Source organism: Escherichia albertii NBRC 107761 = DSM 17582, from assembly GCF_000759775.1.
In the GTDB taxonomy this organism is placed as follows: domain Bacteria; phylum Pseudomonadota; class Gammaproteobacteria; order Enterobacterales; family Enterobacteriaceae; genus Escherichia; species Escherichia albertii.
In genome coordinates this window covers 1-18,128 of the sequence record NZ_BBMY01000106.1, presented here as the reverse complement: position 1 = coordinate 18,128, position 18,128 = coordinate 1, and the positions used below count along the sequence as shown (strand labels likewise).

The 18,128-nt window shown below is 49.5% G+C and carries 19 protein-coding genes; 9 read left to right on the top strand and 10 right to left on the bottom strand.

What is annotated here, in order from left to right:
• Positions 1 to 76: 76 nt before the first annotated feature.
• A complete protein-coding gene (gene yajD, locus EA14781_RS16860; RefSeq protein WP_000974821.1) occupies positions 77 to 424 on the top strand; it encodes an HNH nuclease YajD in 348 nt (115 codons plus the stop codon).
• A 176-nt stretch (positions 425 to 600) separates the two neighbouring features.
• Here yajD and tsx read toward each other — a convergent pair whose 3' ends face one another.
• Positions 601 to 1,485, bottom strand: a complete 885-nt coding sequence (gene tsx / locus EA14781_RS16850; RefSeq protein WP_000751939.1) for a nucleoside-specific channel-forming protein Tsx — start codon at positions 1,483 to 1,485, stop codon at positions 601 to 603.
• A 297-nt stretch (positions 1,486 to 1,782) separates the two neighbouring features.
• Positions 1,783 to 2,325, bottom strand: coding sequence for a SadB/YajI family lipoprotein (locus EA14781_RS16845; RefSeq protein ID WP_001022833.1), 543 nt, complete (start codon positions 2,323 to 2,325; stop codon positions 1,783 to 1,785).
• A 149-nt stretch (positions 2,326 to 2,474) separates the two neighbouring features.
• Between EA14781_RS16845 and nrdR the strand changes: the two genes are divergently transcribed.
• From nrdR to pgpA, 6 genes are all read left to right on the top strand, one after another.
• Complete coding sequence (nrdR, locus tag EA14781_RS16840) at positions 2,475 to 2,924, top strand: transcriptional regulator NrdR (RefSeq protein ID WP_000543535.1); 450 nt, start codon at positions 2,475 to 2,477, stop codon at positions 2,922 to 2,924.
• Positions 2,925 to 2,927: 3 nt separating this feature from the next.
• Positions 2,928 to 4,031 (top strand): bifunctional diaminohydroxyphosphoribosylaminopyrimidine deaminase/5-amino-6-(5-phosphoribosylamino)uracil reductase RibD, encoded by a 1,104-nt coding sequence (gene ribD, locus EA14781_RS16835; RefSeq protein WP_001150407.1) that lies wholly within the window; start codon positions 2,928 to 2,930, stop codon positions 4,029 to 4,031.
• A gap of 88 nt (positions 4,032 to 4,119) precedes the next feature.
• A complete protein-coding gene (gene ribH / locus EA14781_RS16830) occupies positions 4,120 to 4,590 on the top strand; it encodes a 6,7-dimethyl-8-ribityllumazine synthase (RefSeq protein ID WP_001021162.1) in 471 nt (156 codons plus the stop codon).
• Between the two features lie 19 nt (positions 4,591 to 4,609).
• Complete coding sequence (nusB, locus tag EA14781_RS16825; RefSeq protein ID WP_000801125.1) at positions 4,610 to 5,029, top strand: transcription antitermination factor NusB; 420 nt, start codon at positions 4,610 to 4,612, stop codon at positions 5,027 to 5,029.
• Between the two features lie 77 nt (positions 5,030 to 5,106).
• Positions 5,107 to 6,084, top strand: a complete 978-nt coding sequence (thiL, locus tag EA14781_RS16820; protein WP_000752131.1) for a thiamine-phosphate kinase — start codon at positions 5,107 to 5,109, stop codon at positions 6,082 to 6,084.
• Positions 6,062 to 6,577, top strand: coding sequence for a phosphatidylglycerophosphatase A (pgpA, locus tag EA14781_RS16815; RefSeq protein ID WP_000584833.1), 516 nt, complete (start codon positions 6,062 to 6,064; stop codon positions 6,575 to 6,577). Before thiL ends, pgpA begins: the two co-directional genes overlap by 23 nt.
• 100 nt (positions 6,578 to 6,677) lie before the next feature.
• Here pgpA and EA14781_RS16810 read toward each other — a convergent pair whose 3' ends face one another.
• From EA14781_RS16810 to xseB, 5 genes are all read right to left on the bottom strand, one after another.
• Positions 6,678 to 8,048, bottom strand: a complete 1,371-nt coding sequence (locus tag EA14781_RS16810) for a pentapeptide repeat-containing protein (protein ID WP_024164632.1) — start codon at positions 8,046 to 8,048, stop codon at positions 6,678 to 6,680.
• Between the two features lie 403 nt (positions 8,049 to 8,451).
• Positions 8,452 to 9,426, bottom strand: a complete 975-nt coding sequence (gene yajO, locus EA14781_RS16805; protein ID WP_001199844.1) for a 1-deoxyxylulose-5-phosphate synthase YajO — start codon at positions 9,424 to 9,426, stop codon at positions 8,452 to 8,454.
• 257 nt (positions 9,427 to 9,683) lie between these two features.
• Positions 9,684 to 11,546 (bottom strand): 1-deoxy-D-xylulose-5-phosphate synthase, encoded by a 1,863-nt coding sequence (gene dxs, locus EA14781_RS16800; RefSeq protein WP_000006772.1) that lies wholly within the window; start codon positions 11,544 to 11,546, stop codon positions 9,684 to 9,686.
• A 24-nt stretch (positions 11,547 to 11,570) separates the two neighbouring features.
• Entirely contained in the window at positions 11,571 to 12,470 is a 900-nt protein-coding gene (gene ispA, locus EA14781_RS16795) for a (2E,6E)-farnesyl diphosphate synthase (RefSeq protein WP_000347209.1), read from the bottom strand.
• The gene (gene xseB, locus EA14781_RS16790; protein WP_001124936.1) at positions 12,470 to 12,712 is read right to left on the bottom strand and encodes an exodeoxyribonuclease VII small subunit; all 243 of its coding nucleotides are present in this window, start codon (positions 12,710 to 12,712) and stop codon (positions 12,470 to 12,472) included. Before xseB ends, ispA begins: the two co-directional genes overlap by 1 nt.
• A 205-nt stretch (positions 12,713 to 12,917) precedes the next feature.
• Between xseB and thiI the strand changes: the two genes are divergently transcribed.
• Positions 12,918 to 14,366, top strand: a complete 1,449-nt coding sequence (thiI, locus tag EA14781_RS16785; protein WP_000668713.1) for a tRNA uracil 4-sulfurtransferase ThiI — start codon at positions 12,918 to 12,920, stop codon at positions 14,364 to 14,366.
• 52 nt (positions 14,367 to 14,418) lie between these two features.
• On the opposite strand, the gene yajL is transcribed toward thiI, so the two are convergent.
• Complete coding sequence (gene yajL, locus EA14781_RS16780; RefSeq protein ID WP_001276323.1) at positions 14,419 to 15,009, bottom strand: protein deglycase YajL; 591 nt, start codon at positions 15,007 to 15,009, stop codon at positions 14,419 to 14,421.
• Complete coding sequence (panE, locus tag EA14781_RS16775; RefSeq protein ID WP_000705844.1) at positions 14,972 to 15,883, bottom strand: 2-dehydropantoate 2-reductase; 912 nt, start codon at positions 15,881 to 15,883, stop codon at positions 14,972 to 14,974. The genes yajL and panE overlap by 38 nt, the downstream gene beginning before the upstream one ends.
• Before the next feature lie 167 nt (positions 15,884 to 16,050).
• Here panE and yajQ point away from each other — a divergent pair, with 167 nt between their 5' ends.
• On the top strand, positions 16,051 to 16,542 hold the full coding sequence (gene yajQ / locus EA14781_RS16770; protein WP_001138904.1) for a nucleotide binding protein YajQ: 492 nt from the start codon (positions 16,051 to 16,053) through the stop codon (positions 16,540 to 16,542).
• A gap of 127 nt (positions 16,543 to 16,669) precedes the next feature.
• On the opposite strand, the gene EA14781_RS16765 is transcribed toward yajQ, so the two are convergent.
• Positions 16,670 to 18,034: an MFS transporter gene (locus EA14781_RS16765; RefSeq protein WP_001000914.1), complete on the bottom strand. Its 1,365-nt coding sequence runs from the start codon at positions 18,032 to 18,034 to the stop codon at positions 16,670 to 16,672.
• Positions 18,035 to 18,128: the final 94 nt, after the last annotated feature.

The window sequence follows — 18,128 nt, the reverse complement described above, 5'->3', positions numbered from 1 at the left end:
CCATTTTGACGATTGCGAAAATCCCTGCATCTTGGGAAACTGCGCGTAACCCTACATTTCATCCAGGTAACTTTTCATGGCAATCATTCCAAAAAACTATGCGCGGTTAGAAAGCGGCTATCGTGAAAAAGCGCTGAAACTCTATCCGTGGGTGTGTGGACGCTGCTCCCGCGAGTTTGTCTACTCCAATCTGCGTGAACTTACCGTTCACCATATCGATCACGACCACACCAATAACCCGGAAGATGGTAGTAACTGGGAATTGTTGTGCCTGTATTGCCACGACCATGAGCATTCGAAATATACCGAAGCGGATCAGTATGGTACGGCTGTTATCGCAGGAGAAGATGCGCAGAAAGATGTCGGTGAAGCGAAGTACAACCCATTCGCTGATTTAAAAGCGATGATGAATAAGAAGAAGTGATTAAAACGAAAAATTGCCTGATGCGCTATGCTTATCAGGCCTACGTTATCTCCGCAATATATTGAATTTGCGTGCTTTTGTAGGCCGGATAAGGCGTTTAAGCCGCATCCGGCGTGAACAAAGCGCACGTTGTTAACAATCTGAAATGCCGGATACAAAATCCGGCATTTCATTCATCAGAAGTTGTAACCTACTACCAGGTAACCACCCCAACCGGTAGAGCGAACGTTGAAGTTGCCCTTACCAAAGTTCAGTTCTGCGTCGTCGTTCCACTGACCGCCGTTGTGCCAGTAACGGGCTACTACAGAATAGTGCCAGTGATCGTAGTTCAGCGCCAGAATATGGCTGGATGCGATAGAGTTATTGGTGCGTGCTTTGTTACCGTTCAGGTCGGTGAAATCTTCGTCACCCAGGTCAGAGCCCCAGTCAAAGTTGGTGAATCCGATGTAGCTCAGTTGACCGCCCCACAGATCGGTAATCGGCACGAAATATTTCACTTTGAAACGGTAGCCGTCCCATTCGTTTTCGTTCGCGGCACAGTAGTTCTGCCACTGATACTTCGCATACACGTTCATGGACAGGCTCATCGGCAGTCCAGTGTCGATATCAGTACCCAGACCCATGTACCAGGTGCTCTGGCGACCATCTTTATTACGACCCATATCGTAGATGTAGTTGTTCGCGAAATACCACTCTTTGAACGGGCCGAAGCTCAGATCGGTATTAGTCAGTTTATCGATGGAGAAGCGCGGTTCGATTTCCATAAACAGCGGAGAACCGTGGTTCCAGATACCTTTTGCATCGGTGTTACCGCCGAAGAATACCGGCGCATCTGCGTAACCATAGAAGTCGAACCAGTCTTTTTTAGCGAATGCTTCGTACTCGAGGTAGGTATCGTTACGGAGCTGAGGTCCGAAACGTGTGTGGTAGCTTCCTACAACGTTAACGCTCTGGTGCCACCAGTCGGAGAGATACTGCGGTTTGTCATTTTCAGCTGCGTTGACAGTAAAAGATGATGAGAGCGCCAGTACCGCACCGGCTGCCAGTAATGTTTTTTTCATATGTATGCCACTGTTGGAAAATCCCTTGCGGGAGTGAAAAAGACGAAAAATGCGTTTCTAAATATTTCGTATACAGAGGAGCCTATTATAAAAATCATTGCTCACAAAAATATGTGTCGTTTCACAGTTCTATCATTTACGTAATCGATTGCGTTCACGTTTACACACATTCGGGCGGGGATTGTACGGACTTTCATCTTTGTTGCAAACTTTTACTATCATTCTGGCTGATGTCAGCCTGGTAACATGGAAGCGGCGACAGATGTTACAGAATGCACAAAATACCTTGAAAAACGTTTATTGCATAACAGGCTGAATATCGTGAATGTGTACAAAGTCTAATTGTTCAGGTGAAATGCCGTTTAACTGTAACGGGATGTCAACATCGCTGGGGGCGAGAACGCTGGCAGGTGCATTAATCAATTGATTCTGCACATTGATTTTCTGAAAGTTGTCTATTGTTCCCTGAATTTTCCCATATTCAACGGTTCCGCTGAATGCAGGTAAAGGATCATTGGATTCGCCCTGAATACGCAACGTCAGCATTGTGCCATTTGTATCTGGAGAAATATTCACCAAAGATATGCGTAAGGTGCCGATCTGGCTTTCCAGGCGTGCGGGGGTTTTCGAGCCTGGCAGGAGGTAAACACCACTATTGGATTTCGCATTGAGCCTGTTTTGTTGGGTGATTTTGACGGTTTCTTTATTGAGTTGCGTCATCTCTTGACTCAGCGTGCTGACGCTGTGTTTCATCTGGCGGATTTCGCTTTGCTGTACACAGGCGCTTAGAGTAAACAGGCTTCCCAGCAGAATCGGTCGCAAACACACTTTAATGTTCATAGGGCGTCCCTTTTTGTCGTAATTAGCCTAATAGTAGTGGGTAAAGGCCACGAAAACATCGCTCCTTTGTCTCAAAAGCGTTGCGCCTTTGTTGTATCGTCAGTTCAGGGTAAAATAGATTTCTGTTAACCACCTGGTCAGGACGCCGTATGCATTGCCCATTCTGTTTCGCCGTGGACACTAAGGTTATTGACTCTCGTCTCGTGGGCGAGGGGTCATCCGTACGCCGCCGCCGGCAGTGTCTGGTGTGTAATGAACGTTTCACCACCTTCGAAGTGGCGGAACTGGTTATGCCGCGCGTTGTGAAAAGCAACGATGTGCGCGAACCGTTTAATGAAGAGAAATTGCGTAGTGGAATGCTACGGGCGTTGGAAAAACGTCCGGTCAGTTCCGATGATGTCGAAATGGCGATTAACCATATTAAATCGCAACTACGTGCCACCGGAGAACGCGAAGTGCCCAGCAAGATGATTGGCAATCTGGTGATGGAACAATTGAAAAAACTCGATAAAGTCGCCTATATCCGCTTTGCTTCCGTTTATCGTAGTTTCGAAGATATCAAAGAATTTGGCGAAGAGATCGCGCGCCTGGAGGATTAAGCCGTGCAGGACGAGTATTACATGGCGCGGGCGCTAAAGCTGGCGCAGCGAGGGCGTTTTACCACTCATCCCAACCCGAATGTTGGGTGTGTCATTGTGAAAGATGGCGAAATTGTTGGTGACGGTTATCATCACCGCGCGGGTGAACCGCATGCCGAAGTACATGCGTTGCGCATGGCTGAAGAGAAAGCCAAAGGCGCGACTGCGTATGTGACACTCGAACCTTGCAGCCATCATGGTCGTACACCGCCGTGCTGTGACGCATTGATTGCCGCAGGCGTGGCGCGTGTGGTCGCCGCGATGCAGGACCCCAATCCGCAGGTTGCAGGACGAGGGCTTTATCGCCTGCAACAAGCGGGTATTGACGTCAGTCACGGCCTGATGATGAGTGAAGCTGAGCAATTAAATAAAGGCTTTCTCAAGCGCATGCGTACCGGTTTTCCTTATGTACAGCTAAAACTCGGTGCATCGCTTGATGGTCGCACGGCAATGGCCAGCGGTGAAAGCCAGTGGATCACTTCACCTCAGGCGCGACGTGATGTGCAACGTCTGCGTGCGCAAAGTCATGCCATTTTAACCAGTAGTGCCACGGTACTGGCTGACGATCCAGCTTTAACGGTGCGTTGGTCTGAGCTGGATGAACAAACGCAGACGCTTTATCCGCAAGAGAATTTACGCCAGCCAGTTCGTATTGTCATTGATAGTCAAAATCGTGTAACGCCGGAACACCGCATCGTACAGCAGCCGGGTGAAACCTGGTTTGCGCGTACTCAGGAAGATTCTCGTCATTGGCCGGAGACGGTGCGCACCTTGTTGATACCGGAATATAACGGACATCTCGATTTGGTCATGCTGATGATGCAACTGGGTAAACAGCAGATTAATAGCATCTGGGTCGAAGCGGGGCCGACGCTTGCGGGTGCATTGCTCCTGGCGGGGTTAGTCGATGAGCTGATTGTTTATATCGCGCCTAAACTATTAGGCAGCGAGGCCCGCGGATTATGTACGCTGCCGGGGCTTGAGAAATTAGCTGATGCGCCCCAATTTAAATTCAAAGAGATACGACATGTAGGCCCGGATGTTTGCCTGCATTTAGTGGGCGCATGATCTCCCGGCTCGAAAGGGAAGCAGCGCACAAAATATTATGCTAAAATCCGCCCCCCTGCGGGGCCATACTCGAACCCGAAGGAAAAAAATGAACATTATTGAAGCTAACGTTGCTACCCCGGACGCTCGCGTCGCCATCACCATTGCGCGTTTCAACAACTTTATCAATGACAGCCTGCTTGAAGGTGCCGTTGACGCACTGAAACGTATCGGTCAGGTAAAAGATGAAAACATTACCGTAGTTTGGGTGCCGGGTGCCTATGAGCTGCCGCTGGCGGCTGGCGCACTGGCTAAAACCGGTAAATACGACGCGGTGATTGCGCTGGGCACGGTTATTCGTGGCGGCACTGCCCATTTCGAATATGTGGCTGGTGGTGCAAGCAACGGCCTGGCGCATGTTGCCCAGGATAGCGAAATTCCGGTTGCTTTTGGGGTTCTGACCACTGAAAGCATTGAACAAGCGATTGAACGTGCTGGCACCAAAGCTGGCAACAAAGGTGCAGAAGCTGCACTGACCGCGCTTGAAATGATTAATGTATTGAAAGCCATCAAGGCCTGAAATTAGTAAGGGGAAATCCGTGAAACCTGCTGCTCGTCGCCGCGCTCGTGAGTGTGCCGTCCAGGCGCTCTACTCCTGGCAGTTGTCCCAGAACGACATCGCTGATGTTGAATATCAGTTCCTGGCTGAACAGGATGTAAAAGACGTTGACGTCCTGTACTTCCGTGAGCTGCTGGCCGGGGTGGCGACTAACACCGCATACCTCGACGGACTGATGAAGCCCTACCTGTCCCGCCTGCTGGAAGAACTGGGCCAGGTAGAAAAAGCTGTACTGCGCATTGCGCTGTACGAGCTGTCTAAACGTAGTGATGTGCCGTACAAAGTGGCCATTAACGAAGCGATCGAACTGGCGAAATCGTTCGGCGCAGAAGACAGTCATAAGTTCGTCAACGGTGTACTCGATAAAGCAGCACCTGTGATTCGCCCTAACAAAAAGTGACACCCAGGCCGGTAGAGTAGCGGAAAACAGTTTCGCGCTCGCCGGCCTTTTCTTTTTTACCTGCTGAGGCATAACGTATGGCATGCGGCGAGTTCTCCCTGATTGCCCGTTATTTTGACCGAGTAAGAAGCTCCCGTCTTGATGTCGAACTGGGCATCGGCGACGATTGCGCACTTCTCAATGTTCCCGAGAAACAAACTCTGGCGATCAGCACCGATACGCTGGTGGCGGGCAACCACTTCCTTCCTGATATCGATCCTGCGGATCTGGCGTATAAAGCGCTGGCGGTGAACTTAAGCGATTTGGCGGCGATGGGCGCCGATCCGGCCTGGTTGACGCTGGCATTAACCTTACCGGACGTCAACGAAGCGTGGCTTGAGTCCTTCAGCGACAGTTTGTTTGATCTTCTTAATTATTACGATATGCAGCTCATTGGCGGCGATACTACACGTGGGCCGTTATCGATGACGCTGGGTATTCATGGCTTTGTCCCAATGGGACGTGCTTTAACGCGCTCTGGCGCTAAACCTGGTGACTGGATCTACGTGACTGGCACGCCGGGAGATAGCGCTGCCGGGTTGGCGATTTTGCAAAACCGTCTTCAGGTTACCGATACTAAAGATGCTGAATATTTAATAAAACGCCATCTTCGCCCGACACCACGTATTTTACAAGGGCAGGCGCTGCGTGACCTGGCGAATTCGGCAATCGATCTTTCTGATGGTTTGATTTCCGATCTCGGGCATATCGTGAAAGCCAGCGACTGCGGCGCGCGTATTGATCTGGCGCTGTTGCCATTCTCTGATGCGCTTTCTCGTCACGTAGAATCGGAGCAGGCGCTGTGCTGGGCGTTATCTGGCGGTGAAGATTACGAGTTATGTTTCACCGTGCCGGAGCTTAACCGTGGCGCGCTGGATGTCGCGTTGGGGAATCTTGGTGTGCCGTTTACCTGCATCGGGCAAATGACAGCCGATATTGACGGACTCTGTTTTATTCGTGACGGTGAACCTGTCACGCTTGACTGGAAAGGATATGATCATTTTGCCACGCCATAAAGATGTCGCGAAAAGCCGCCTGAAAATGAGTAACCCGTGGCACCTGTTGGCGACGGGATTTGGTAGCGGATTAAGTCCGGTTGTCCCTGGTACGATGGGATCGCTGGCGGCGATCCCTTTCTGGTATTTGATGACCTTTTTGCCCTGGCAACTCTATTCGCTGGTGGTGATGCTGGGGATCTGTATTGGCGTCTATCTTTGTCATCAAACGGCGAAAGATATGGGCGTGCACGATCACGGCAGTATTGTCTGGGACGAGTTTATCGGTATGTGGATCACCCTGATGGCCATTCCTGCGATGAACTGGCAATGGGTATTAGCTGGATTTCTTGTTTTTCGTATTTTCGATATGTGGAAACCCTGGCCAATTCGTTGGTTTGACCGTAATGTGCACGGTGGAATGGGAATTATGATCGATGATATTGTCGCAGGGGTGATTTCGGCAGGGATATTATACTTTATTGGTCATCACTGGTCGGTAGGCATCATCTGATGTGTTAGTTGAACAGTGCAGTAATGTATTAATATTGGGTATGTAATTTAGTACTGATTGCGATTAATAGAGTGCCCCTGAAAGGGGCACTGTTGGTTTTTTAATAATTCATCTTATAAAAAATATTATTAACAATTTCCTCAAAATAAAGGTCAATTGTCTCGTTTATTGTGCTATAGGATTCTAGCGATATGTCATGTATGGCGTTTATTATCTCCGGGCTTTGCCTTATAATTTTATCTATATTAGAATCTACAATAATTTTCGCCATTTGAGACCTCATTAGCGAATTTTCTATCGCCTTAGTATTCAGTTTTTCTTTTTTATACTGAGTTATAAGAGATTTTTTTACATGTTGAGGGTTAAATATAATGTCAGGGGCTGTTGTCTTATTAAATATATCACTGTACTGACTGTTTTTCTTCATAAAGAGATTAATGTTGTTTTTTGTCTCTTTAATTGTTTCTTCTTTATTAAAATGTAATGGGTGAGGGTTCTTATCTGAAATTAAATATTGGATGATTACGTCTGCGAATTGTTTATTAGATTTTTTTATTTCACTATCTTCTACGATTTCTTTGAACGCCTGTTTAAGTTGCTCACCTTTGTTTGTATATTGATCCCAGTTATAATTTTTTATAAATTCATTGTATTGTTCTTTGTCGTTATCTTTATTTTTATTATGAACATTGGATAATATAGCCAGATTCAGTGTTGTATCTTCCATCTGATTTTTATCAGGAATTGTAATGTTTGATAAATTACAACTGCTAAAATTAGCGCCCCGGCAATCAGATTTTGATAGATCTACCCATGATAAATTGGAGCCAATGCAGGAACTATTTCTGAGGATAATACCTTCAAGATCATTCCCTCTTTTGTTTTCGTTATTATAACCTTTACCTGGAAGCATGGTATTATTAATATTGGCACCGTTGCAATCAGTATTATTAAGATTACAGTTCTCAAATATGCACCCAGCAAAATTAGAACTGGTGCAATTTGCATCTTTAAGATCAACGTAAAAAAGCTTAGAATTTTTGAGATCAACACCTGAGAGATTGAAACCCTCCATATTTTGGGTAGATATAGTGGTGTGTGCTAAACAGAGACCTCTTAAATCTAACTTCCCATTTTCATCTGTTTCTAAGGCAATTGAATAATCTTTTACTACCTTGTCATAGAAGATAATAGCGCCTTTCATAACTATTTTGCCATCCTGATCAGGAGCAAATTCAATTTTATGGTGAAAGCTATTATTTGAAACTTCTCTGGTTGCTGATGCAATGTTATTCCAGAAACGGCAGAGTGTATATTGTTTTTGTATGGCTGAAAGGTTGTTTTGTCTTATATTCAAATAATCATCTATTGTTGAATTTGAGTTTATGTTAAGAAAAGAATCTGGCATTTGAGCTGAATCGGCATTTAAATCTGATTTAATGTTGATAAACTCTTTGATTGCTCTCTTCACTTTATCTTTTTCACTGTTGCAAAAAAATCATGAATTTTGTCCCATAGCCATTCGAAAATGTTTTGTTTGGGAGTTGGTTTTAGTGATTCTTTAAAATCTATCGCCGAAAAATTATTAACTTGAACTGGACTAGACATGATTGAAACCCTCTTACACAATATTAATTATGATTTAATATATAAGGGATATGCCTTGGGTAAACTATCAAAATTCGCTCAAATTGATGCTTTCACAGAGTTTTGATGATTTGTTTGATATTCAATGAGTTGTAGGAGCATATATCTTGTATGGGGCTGTTGAGGTTAAAGAAGAATTGGAGCGCACATTATCCCCATCGCGATAAACGATGGGGATAGCCGAAGAAAGTAGAAACTGCAATGGAAGTGAGGGGATTACAAGAAGCCTACTTAAACCCTACCACCGGGTGCGGTTTATATGGCGTTTCCAGTTCAGCAATCTGCTTCGGTTGGAGAGTGATATCTACCGCGTTGAGCAACTCATCAAGCTGTTCTTCGCGCGAAGTACCGATTATCGGCGCAGCAATACCCGGTTTGCTCAATAGCCATGCCAGCGCGACTTGTGCCCGTGTGACGCCTGACTCTTCACTTACGCTGGCTAAGCGGGCCGCTATTTGCGCATCATTTTCATCGCTTTCTTGATAGAGATTTTTCCCCACTTCATCAGACACTTGCCGTGCGGTGGTTTCGCCCCACGGACGCGTCAAACGGCCCCGCGCCAGCGGACTCCACGGAATGACCGCCACGCCTTCCTGATAACACAGTGGCAGCATTTCGCGCTCTTCTTCGCGATAAATCAGGTTGTAGTGATCCTGCATACTGACAAATTGTGCCCAGCCGTGCTGTTTTTGCAGCTCCAGTGCCTGAGCAAACTGGGAGGCATGCATCGATGACGCGCCGATGTAACGCGCTTTCCCGGCTTTTACGACGTCGTTCAGGGCTTCCAGCGTCTCTTCAATTGGCGTGTTGTAATCCCAGCGATGAATTTGCAGGATATCGACATAATCCATGCCGAGACGACGCAGGCTGTCGTCAATAGAGCGCAAAATTTGTGCGCGAGATAATCCTTCTGGCAAATCACCAACGCGATGGAACACTCTGGTGGCAACGACTACGTCTTCACGACGGGCGAAATCCCGCAATGCGTGACCGACGATCTCTTCGCTGCTGCCATCGGAATAGCTATTGGCGGTATCAAAGAAATTTATGCCGCCTTCCAGCGCGCGTTTAATTATGGGACGGCTGCTCTCTTCCGGCAGTGTCCATGCGTGATTACCGCGATCCGGCTCGCCAAAGGTCATACATCCGAGGCAAAGTCGGGAAACGCGAAGGTTGGTCTTTCCTAAGGGGTTGTATTGCATGCTGCCACTCCCGCTATACTCGTCATACTTCAAGTTGCATGTGCTGCGACTGCGAGTTATTCGGCCCATCCATGGGCCTCACCCTTAACAGGGCCGCTGCAAGCAGCGTTCAAATCCGCTCCATGCAGATTTGTCGTTCACCCCAGTCACTTACTTATGTAAGCTCCTGGGGCTTCACTCGTTTGCCGCCTTCCTGCAACTCGAATTATTTGGAATCTATGAATAATTTCTTAAGCATAGCAGGTGTGGAGTTGGGATTATGCCAGCCAGGCCTTGATTTTGGCTTCCATTCCGGCGGCATCGAGGCCAAGTTCGGCGCGCATTTCTTGCTGGGTTCCCTGTGGGATAAAGAAATCAGGTAAGCCAATGTTGAGTACTGGTACGGGCTTTCGATGCGCCATCAACACTTCATTCACGCTGCTGCCTGCACCGCCCATAATAGCGTTTTCTTCAACGGTAACCAGCGCCTCGTGGCTGGCGGCCATTTCCAGAATTAACGCTTCATCAAGTGGTTTCACAAAACGCATATCGACCAGCGTAGCGTTCAGCGATTCAGCGACTTTCGCCGCTTCTGGCATCAGCGTACCGAAGTTAAGGATCGCCAGTTTTTCACCACGACGCTTCACAATGCCTTTGCCAATCGGCAGTTTTTCCAGCGGGGTCAGTTCCACGCCTAGCGCGTTGCCGCGCGGGTAGCGCACCGCTGACGGACCATCGTTATAGTGATAGCCGGTATAGAGCATTTGGCGGCATTCGTTTTCATCGCTCGGGGTCATAATGACCATTTCCGGGATACAGCGCAGGTAAGAGAGATCAAACGCCCCCTGGTGAGTTTGACCGTCAGCGCCGACAATGCCCGCACGATCGATGGCGAACAGGACCGGCAATTTTTGAATCGCCACGTCATGTAACACCTGGTCATAGGCGCGTTGCAGGAAGGTTGAATAAATCGCCACGACCGGTTTGTATCCGCCAATCGCCAGACCGGCGGCAAAGGTCACTGCATGTTGCTCGGCGATCGCCACGTCGAAATAGCGCTCCGGGAATTTCCGTGAAAATTCAACCATGCCGGAACCTTCGCGCATCGCCGGGGTAATCGCCATCAGTTTGTCGTCTTTGGCTGCCGTTTCACACAGCCAGTCGCCAAAGATTTTTGAATAGCTTGGCAGGCCGCCGTTGCTTTTTGGCAGGCAACCGCTGGAGGGATCGAATTTAGGCACGGCGTGGAAGGTGATAGGGTCTTTTTCTGCCGGTTCATAACCACGACCTTTTTTGGTCATGATATGCAGGAACTGCGGGCCTTTCAGGTCGCGCATGTTCTTAAGCGTAGTGATAAGCCCCAGCACATCGTGTCCGTCCACTGGGCCGATGTAGTTAAAGCCCAGCTCTTCAAATAGCGTGCCCGGCACCACCATGCCTTTAATATGTTCTTCGGTGCGTTTAAGCAGTTCTTTAATTGGCGGTACGCCGGAGAAAACTTTTTTCCCGCCTTCGCGCAGGGAAGAGTAAAGCTTACCGGAAAGTAATTGCGCCAGATGATTGTTGAGCGCGCCGACGTTTTCGGAGATCGACATTTCATTGTCGTTAAGGATCACCAGCATATCCGGCTTGATATCGCCAGCATGGTTCATCGCTTCAAACGCCATACCCGCGGTAATTGCGCCATCGCCAATCACACAGACGGTGCGGCGGTCTTTGCCTTCTTTCTCGGCTGCAACCGCAATACCGATTCCGGCGCTGATGGAGGTTGATGAATGCCCGACGCTTAACACGTCATATTCACTTTCGCCGCGCCACGGGAACGGGTGCAGGCCGCCTTTCTGACGAATGGTGCCGATTTTGTCGCGACGTCCGGTCAAAATTTTATGCGGATAAGCCTGATGTCCCACGTCCCAGATTAACTGGTCAAATGGCGTGTTATAGACGTAGTGCAGCGCCACGGTCAGTTCGACCGTGCCCAGCCCGGAGGCGAAGTGCCCGCTGGAACGGCTCACGCTGTCGAGTAAATAGCGGCGCAGTTCATCGCAGAGTTTCGGTAAACTCTCTTTTGGCAACAGTCGTAACTCCTGGGTGGAGTCGACCAGTGCCAGGGTCGGGTATTTGGCAATATCAAAACTCATCAGGGGCCTATTAATACTTATTGTTTATTTATTACGCTGGATGATGTAGTCCGCTAGCGCTTCCAGTGCCGAGGTATCGAGTGACTGTTCAGCCAGTTGACTCAATGACTGGCGGGCATCGTCGATCAGATCCCGGGCTTTCTTCCGGGCTTGCTCAAGACCCAGAAGTGCAGGGTAAGTACTTTTGCCAAGCTGCTGGTCGGCACCCTGACGTTTACCCAACGTTGCAGTATCTCCCACCACATCCAGGATGTCATCCTGAACCTGGAAGGCAAGCCCGATACTTTCTGCGTATTTATCGAGTATCGGCAGAGCATTTCGCCCTTTTTCTCCGGCACTTAACGCGCCAAGACGGACGGCGGCGCGAATTAATGCGCCTGTTTTGTGGCGATGAATACGTTCCAGCGCCTCCAGAGGAACTTGTTTACCTTCCGCGTCTAAATCTAACGCCTGACCGCCGCACATTCCGGCAATTCCGCTGGCATTTGCCAGCTCGGATATCATCGCGAGTCTGTCACGGTCTGAAACTTCCGGCATATCGGCATCGCTCAGAATCGAAAACGCCAGCGTTTGTAGGGCATCGCCTGCGAGGATGGCATTAGCTTCGCCAAACTTCACATGACAGGTCGGTAAACCACGACGCAGGTCATCGTCGTCCATCGCGGGTAAATCATCATGAATTAATGAGTAAGCGTGGATACACTCTACGGCGGCGGCGGGGGCGTCCAGAGTACTCAGACTCACACCGAACATTTGACCTATGGCATAGACCAGGAAAGGTCGCAGGCGCTTACCACCTAATAATGCGCCATACTGCATGGTTTCTACCACGGGAGTGTTCTGAAAGGGCAGTGGGGCGATAAAACGGCTCAGCGCCTGGTTGGCCTGCTTAACGCAGGCTTCGAGTTGCTGCGGAAAATCCATTACTCATTGTCCGGTGTAAAAGGTGTTGGAGAGGCATCTTCGTTGTCAGACAGCAAAATTTGTACGCGCTGTTCGGCTTGCTGTAATTTGGCCTGTCCCTGACGCGCCAGTTGCACGCCACGTTCGAACTCATTCAGCGCCTCTTCCAGCGGCAGGTCGCCGCTTTCCAGACGGGTCACAATCTGTTCCAGCTCGCTCAGCGCCTTTTCAAAGCTGGCGGGCGCCTCATTTTTCTTCGGCATAATGAATGTCTGACTCTCAATATTTTTCGCCCCGCCATGGTAACGGACTCAGGGCAAATAGCAAATAACGCGCAATGGTAAGGTGATGTGCGCAGCAAAGCGATGTTAGTGATATACTTCCGCGCCTGGATGCAGCCGCAGGTGTGGGCTGCTGTATTTTTCCCTAAACAAGTCCGTTAAGACTTGCCAACGAACCATTGCCGCCATGAAGTTTATCATTAAATTGTTCCCGGAAATCACCATCAAGAGCCAATCTGTGCGCTTGCGCTTTATAAAAATCCTTACCGGGAACATTCGTAACGTTTTAAAGCACTATGATGAGACGCTCGCTGTCGTCCGCCACTGGGATAACATCGAAGTTCGCGCCAAAGATGAAAGCCAGCGTCTGGTTATCCGCGACGCTCTGACCCGCATTCCAGGTATCCACCATATTCTCGAAGTTGAAGACGTGCCGTTTACCGATATGCACGATATTTTCGAGAAAGCGTTGGTTCAGTACCGTGATCAACTGGAAGGCAAAACTTTCTGCGTACGTGTGAAACGCCGCGGTAAGCATGATTTTAGCTCGATTGATGTGGAACGTTACGTCGGTGGCGGTTTAAATCAACATATTGAATCCGCACGCGTGAGGCTGACTAACCCGGATGTGACTGTCCATCTGGAAGTGGAAGACGATCGCCTGCTGCTGATCAAAGGTCGCTACGAAGGTATTGGCGGCTTCCCGATTGGCACCCAGGAAGATGTGCTGTCGCTCATTTCCGGTGGTTTCGACTCTGGCGTTTCCAGTTATATGTTGATGCGTCGCGGCTGCCGCGTGCACTACTGCTTTTTTAACCTTGGCGGCGCGGCGCATGAAATCGGCGTTCGTCAGGTGGCGCATTATCTGTGGAATCGCTTCGGCAGTTCCCACCGTGTACGTTTTGTCGCCATTAATTTCGAACCAGTAGTCGGGGAAATTCTCGAGAAAATCGACGACGGTCAGATGGGCGTCATTCTGAAACGTATGATGGTGCGTGCTGCGTCTAAAGTGGCTGAACGTTACGGCGTACAGGCGCTGGTCACCGGCGAAGCTCTGGGTCAGGTCTCCAGCCAGACGCTGACCAACCTGCGTTTGATCGATAACGTCTCCGATACGCTGATCCTGCGTCCGCTGATCTCTTACGACAAAGAACACATCATCAATCTGGCCCGCCAGATTGGTACTGAAGATTTTGCTCGCACGATGCCGGAATACTGTGGCGTGATCTCCAAAAGCCCGACGGTGAAAGCGGTTAAGTCGAAGATTGAAGCGGAAGAAGAGAAGTTTGACTTCAGCATTCTCGACAAAGTCGTTGAGGAAGCGAATAACGTCGATATCCGCGAAATCGCCCAGCAAACTGAGCAGGAAGTGGTAGAAGTGGAAACCGTCAACGGCTTCGGTCCGAATGACGTAATCCTCGATATCCGCTCTATTGACGAACAGGAAGATAAGACGCTGAAAGTGGAAGGCGTCGACGTGGTTTCCTTGCCGTTCTACAAATTGAGCACCAAATTTGGCGATCTTGATCAGAGCAAAACCTGGCTGCTGTGGTGTGAGCGAGGGGTGATGAGCCGCCTGCAGGCACTCTATCTACGCGAGCAGGGCTTTAAGAATGTGAAGGTATATCGCCCGTAATTTGTCGTTGTGACGTCGCATCGTGTAGATGCGACGTTTACCGCATCCAGCATTACTCGTAATAATTATAAATCCCTGCCGCCATCACCAGTTGTGATGCCACTTCATGGGCTTTCTCGCGCCCAACCAGCAAGTCTATAATTTTCAGACCAAAGTCGATAGCTGTGCCTGGTCCCTGGCTGGTCAGCAATTTTACCCGCGCATCCCAGACGACGCGTTTATCCTGCCATTGTTCGGCGGGGATTTTGTCTTTCAGCGTCGGGAAGCCGGTCATATTGCCAATCGGGAAAATATCATGCGGCACCAGCACCGTAGCTGGTGTCGCGCAAATCGCGGCGACGATACGCCCGGAACGGTGGAACTGTTTGACGGTTTCGACCAGCAAGGTGCTGTCGCGAAAACACTCCGCGCCTTTAATGCCACCAGGCAGTACGATCACGTCATATTCGCCATCAGCAACCTCGACCAGCGGTGCATCTGCCAGCAGCTTAACGCCGCGCGAGCAGGTAATTGTCAGGTTGCCATCGCTGGCGACGCTGGCAGTGGTGACTTTGATGCCGCCGCGAACCAGCAGGTCGATAGTGGTAACCGCTTCTGTCTCTTCGCTACCAGGGGCGAGGCAAACCAGTGCCGATGCGCTCATATTCACTCTCCTTTCTTTTTACCATTTCAAACAGGCGGGTGTTTTCCGGTACAGCAATCCCATGTGCGCGGGCGCGGCGTAAGAGAAAACCATTGATATAGTCGATTTCGGTGTGGCGCAGCGCGCGAATATCCTGCAGCATTGATGAGATATTTTCCGCGGTAGCATCAATCACCTGCATCACGTAATCGCGTAAATCTTCCGGCGAAGTATGATGCCCTTCACGTTCAATGACTGCCGCAACTTCCTCGCAGATTTGCATGACTTCTTGCTGATGATAGCGTAATTCACCGTTCGGGCAGTCCTGGATGGCGGTCAGTGGGTTAATTACGCAACTCACCGCCAGCTTGCGCCATAGCTCGGCGCGAATATTGTTATGCCAGGCGACGTCTGGCAATACGGTTTGTAAAACATCGGCCAGATAACTGTAATCGCCATCCTGTTGACGCGCCGGGCCGATATGGGTAATGCCGTTAGCGACATGAATAATGATATTGCCGTCGCGGCGAGCCGCATGAGTGGTTGTCCCCATCAACAGAGGTTGTTCAATATTCTGCAACTCTTCGATGGTGCCCATGCCGTTGTGAATCAGTAGAATTGGCGTGGTTACAGGTAGTGTCGATGCCAGGCTTTTAACGGCATCGGACACTTGCCAGGCTTTCAGCGTCACCAGTAATAGATCGCTGGTTGCCAGAAAGTCTGGATCGTTAGCGGTCAGCGACTCGTTGAAAATCGAACCGTCTGTCTCCATCAGATTCACGCTACAATAAGGTTGCGGTACACGCAGCCAGCCCTGAACTTCATGTCCCTGTTTGCAAAGTGCTGTAAGCCAAAGTTGCCCTAAGGCACCGCATCCCAATACGGTAATTTTCATTGTTCCTCCTCACCCGCAACCACTCCGGGTGTTCAATAAGGCTATCCCTTAATTGTGCATGCTGTTGCGACTATGCACAATTAAGGGATACATCCTGGTGCAGGACTGTCTGTTGTTTAATTTTGCAGGTATTATGCTTCGCATCAAAAATGAAGGGAGAGGAAAAGATGCCATCTTTCGATATTGTTTCTGAAGTTGATCTTCAGGAAGCGCGTAACGCGGTAGATAACGCGAGCCGTGAAGTGGAGTCCCGTTTTGACTTCCGTAACGTTGAAGCGTCGTTTGAACTGAACGACGCCAGCAAAACCATCAAAGTGTTGAGTGAGTCCGACTTCCAGGTCAATCAGTTGCTGGATATTCTGCGTGCCAAGCTGCTGAAGCGCGGCATTGAGGGCAGTTCGCTGGATGTACCAGAAAATATCGTTCATAGCGGTAAAACCTGGTTTGTGGAAGCGAAGCTAAAGCAGGGTATTGAGAGCGCGACCCAGAAGAAAATCGTCAAGATGATCAAAGACAGCAAACTGAAAGTGCAGGCGCAAATTCAGGGTGATGAGATCCGCGTGACCGGTAAATCTCGTGATGATTTGCAGGCAGTGATGGCGATGGTGCGCGGTGGCGATCTCGGCCAGCCGTTCCAGTTCAAAAACTTCCGCGATTAATCGTGACAACATGCGCTTTGTTCATGTCAGATGCGGCATGAACGCCTGATTCGGCCTACAAAGGTTTGTCACTCAGAAACTTTGTAGGCCTGATAAACGTAGCGCAGCAGGCAATTCGCCTCGTTTTTTATGCCTGGCGAATTGACTGTTCAACCTCAAAGCGATTCGTCACTTTGCTGTCGATTTTCACGTAAGCTGAATGTTCTTCTTCTGCAATCAACACTTCTTTGACGCCAGCGGTTTCCAGTAAATGCACTTTTAACGCATTGTTTGCGGCAATGTCTGGCGGAATTTCAATGCGTAAACTGCTGACATATGGTGGTTCTTTCATGGTACTGGCGACCGCCAGCCATACAGCCGCCAGTATTGCGCCAGCGAGAAATACCCCCTGACCGTCAAACATGCCGTCAATCCAGCCGCCCAGCGAACCGCCAATCGCCACGCCGAGAAACTGGCTGGTGGAGTAAACCCCCATCGCCGTACCTTTGTAACCTGCTGGCGACTCTTTACTGATAAGTGAAGGCAGAAGGGCTTCCATCAAATTAAACGCCACAAAGAAAAGCTGCACGCCGACCACCAGTTGCCAGAACTGCGTTTGTGCGTTCCACAACACAATTTCCGCAACGACGATCAGCCCGACGCAGAAGACAAAGACTTGCTTCATTTTGCGCTTAACTTCAGCGTAGATAATGAAAGGCACGACCGAGCCAAAGGCGATTAACATCGTTGCCAGATAGACCTTCCAGTGTTCAGCCGCCGGGAACCCCGCATCAGCCAGCTGTCCGGGCAGGGCAACAAAGGTCGACATCAGCAGCATGTGCAGACACATAATGCCGAAGTTGAGTTTCAGCAGCCGCGGTTCCGCCAGCACTTTGCTGAAACTGCCTTTCACTATCCCGGACTCTCGATTAAGTACATGTGTGCTGCTGTTGGGAACAACCCAAATGGTCAACGCAATGCCGGTTGTTGCCAGAATAGCGATCATCCAGAACAGCGCGTGCAGCCCAAGTTTGTGGGTGATGATTGGGCCAAGCACCATCGCAATGGCGAAGGTAATACCAAAACTCACGCCGATAAACGCCATCGCTTTGGTGCGGTTTTGTTCGCGAGTAAGATCGGAGAGTAGTGCCATAACGGCGGCGGCAATCGCACCGGAGCCTTGTAACGCACGGCCCAGAATAATTCCCCAGATGGAGTTGGAAAGTGCGGCGATAACGCTGCCGGCGGCAAACACCGCCAGGCCGCCGATAATTAATGGCTTGCGACCAATGCGGTCGGAAAGCAGGCCAAACGGAATCTGAAAAACGGCCTGAGTCAGGCCATAAATGCCAATGGCAATACCGATTAAGGCTTCGCTGGCACCTTGCAGGGCCATACCGTATGTGGTCAGAACCGGCAGAACCATAAACATGCCCAGCATGCGCAATGAAAATACGGTTCCTAAACCCCAGGTCGCGCGCCGCTCCGCTGGCGTCATTTTGTAATCGTTCATTAAAACCCCTTAAAAAAATTGCCTGCCTAGTGTAGTGCGGAGCACAAGTCGGGTAAACAGAGTGTTAATGAGTAAATATTACACAGGAGGGGGG

What these genes read in the sequence shown, in the direction of transcription:
- yajD (WP_000974821.1), top strand. Translation starts at nt 77, where the DNA reads ATGGCAATCATTCCAAAAAACTATGCGCGGTTAGAAAGCGGCTATCGT.
- tsx (WP_000751939.1), bottom strand. Translation starts at nt 1,485, where the DNA reads ATGAAAAAAACATTACTGGCAGCCGGTGCGGTACTGGCGCTCTCATCA.
- EA14781_RS16845 (WP_001022833.1), bottom strand. Translation starts at nt 2,325, where the DNA reads ATGAACATTAAAGTGTGTTTGCGACCGATTCTGCTGGGAAGCCTGTTT.
- nrdR (WP_000543535.1), top strand. Translation starts at nt 2,475, where the DNA reads ATGCATTGCCCATTCTGTTTCGCCGTGGACACTAAGGTTATTGACTCT.
- ribH (WP_001021162.1), top strand. Translation starts at nt 4,120, where the DNA reads ATGAACATTATTGAAGCTAACGTTGCTACCCCGGACGCTCGCGTCGCC.
- thiL (WP_000752131.1), top strand. Translation starts at nt 5,107, where the DNA reads ATGGCATGCGGCGAGTTCTCCCTGATTGCCCGTTATTTTGACCGAGTA.
- pgpA (WP_000584833.1), top strand. Translation starts at nt 6,062, where the DNA reads ATGATCATTTTGCCACGCCATAAAGATGTCGCGAAAAGCCGCCTGAAA.
- yajO (WP_001199844.1), bottom strand. Translation starts at nt 9,426, where the DNA reads ATGCAATACAACCCCTTAGGAAAGACCAACCTTCGCGTTTCCCGACTT.
- dxs (WP_000006772.1), bottom strand. Translation starts at nt 11,546, where the DNA reads ATGAGTTTTGATATTGCCAAATACCCGACCCTGGCACTGGTCGACTCC.
- ispA (WP_000347209.1), bottom strand. Translation starts at nt 12,470, where the DNA reads ATGGATTTTCCGCAGCAACTCGAAGCCTGCGTTAAGCAGGCCAACCAG.
- xseB (WP_001124936.1), bottom strand. Translation starts at nt 12,712, where the DNA reads ATGCCGAAGAAAAATGAGGCGCCCGCCAGCTTTGAAAAGGCGCTGAGC.
- thiI (WP_000668713.1), top strand. Translation starts at nt 12,918, where the DNA reads ATGAAGTTTATCATTAAATTGTTCCCGGAAATCACCATCAAGAGCCAA.
- yajL (WP_001276323.1), bottom strand. Translation starts at nt 15,009, where the DNA reads ATGAGCGCATCGGCACTGGTTTGCCTCGCCCCTGGTAGCGAAGAGACA.
- panE (WP_000705844.1), bottom strand. Translation starts at nt 15,883, where the DNA reads ATGAAAATTACCGTATTGGGATGCGGTGCCTTAGGGCAACTTTGGCTT.
- yajQ (WP_001138904.1), top strand. Translation starts at nt 16,051, where the DNA reads ATGCCATCTTTCGATATTGTTTCTGAAGTTGATCTTCAGGAAGCGCGT.
- EA14781_RS16765 (WP_001000914.1), bottom strand. Translation starts at nt 18,034, where the DNA reads ATGAACGATTACAAAATGACGCCAGCGGAGCGGCGCGCGACCTGGGGT.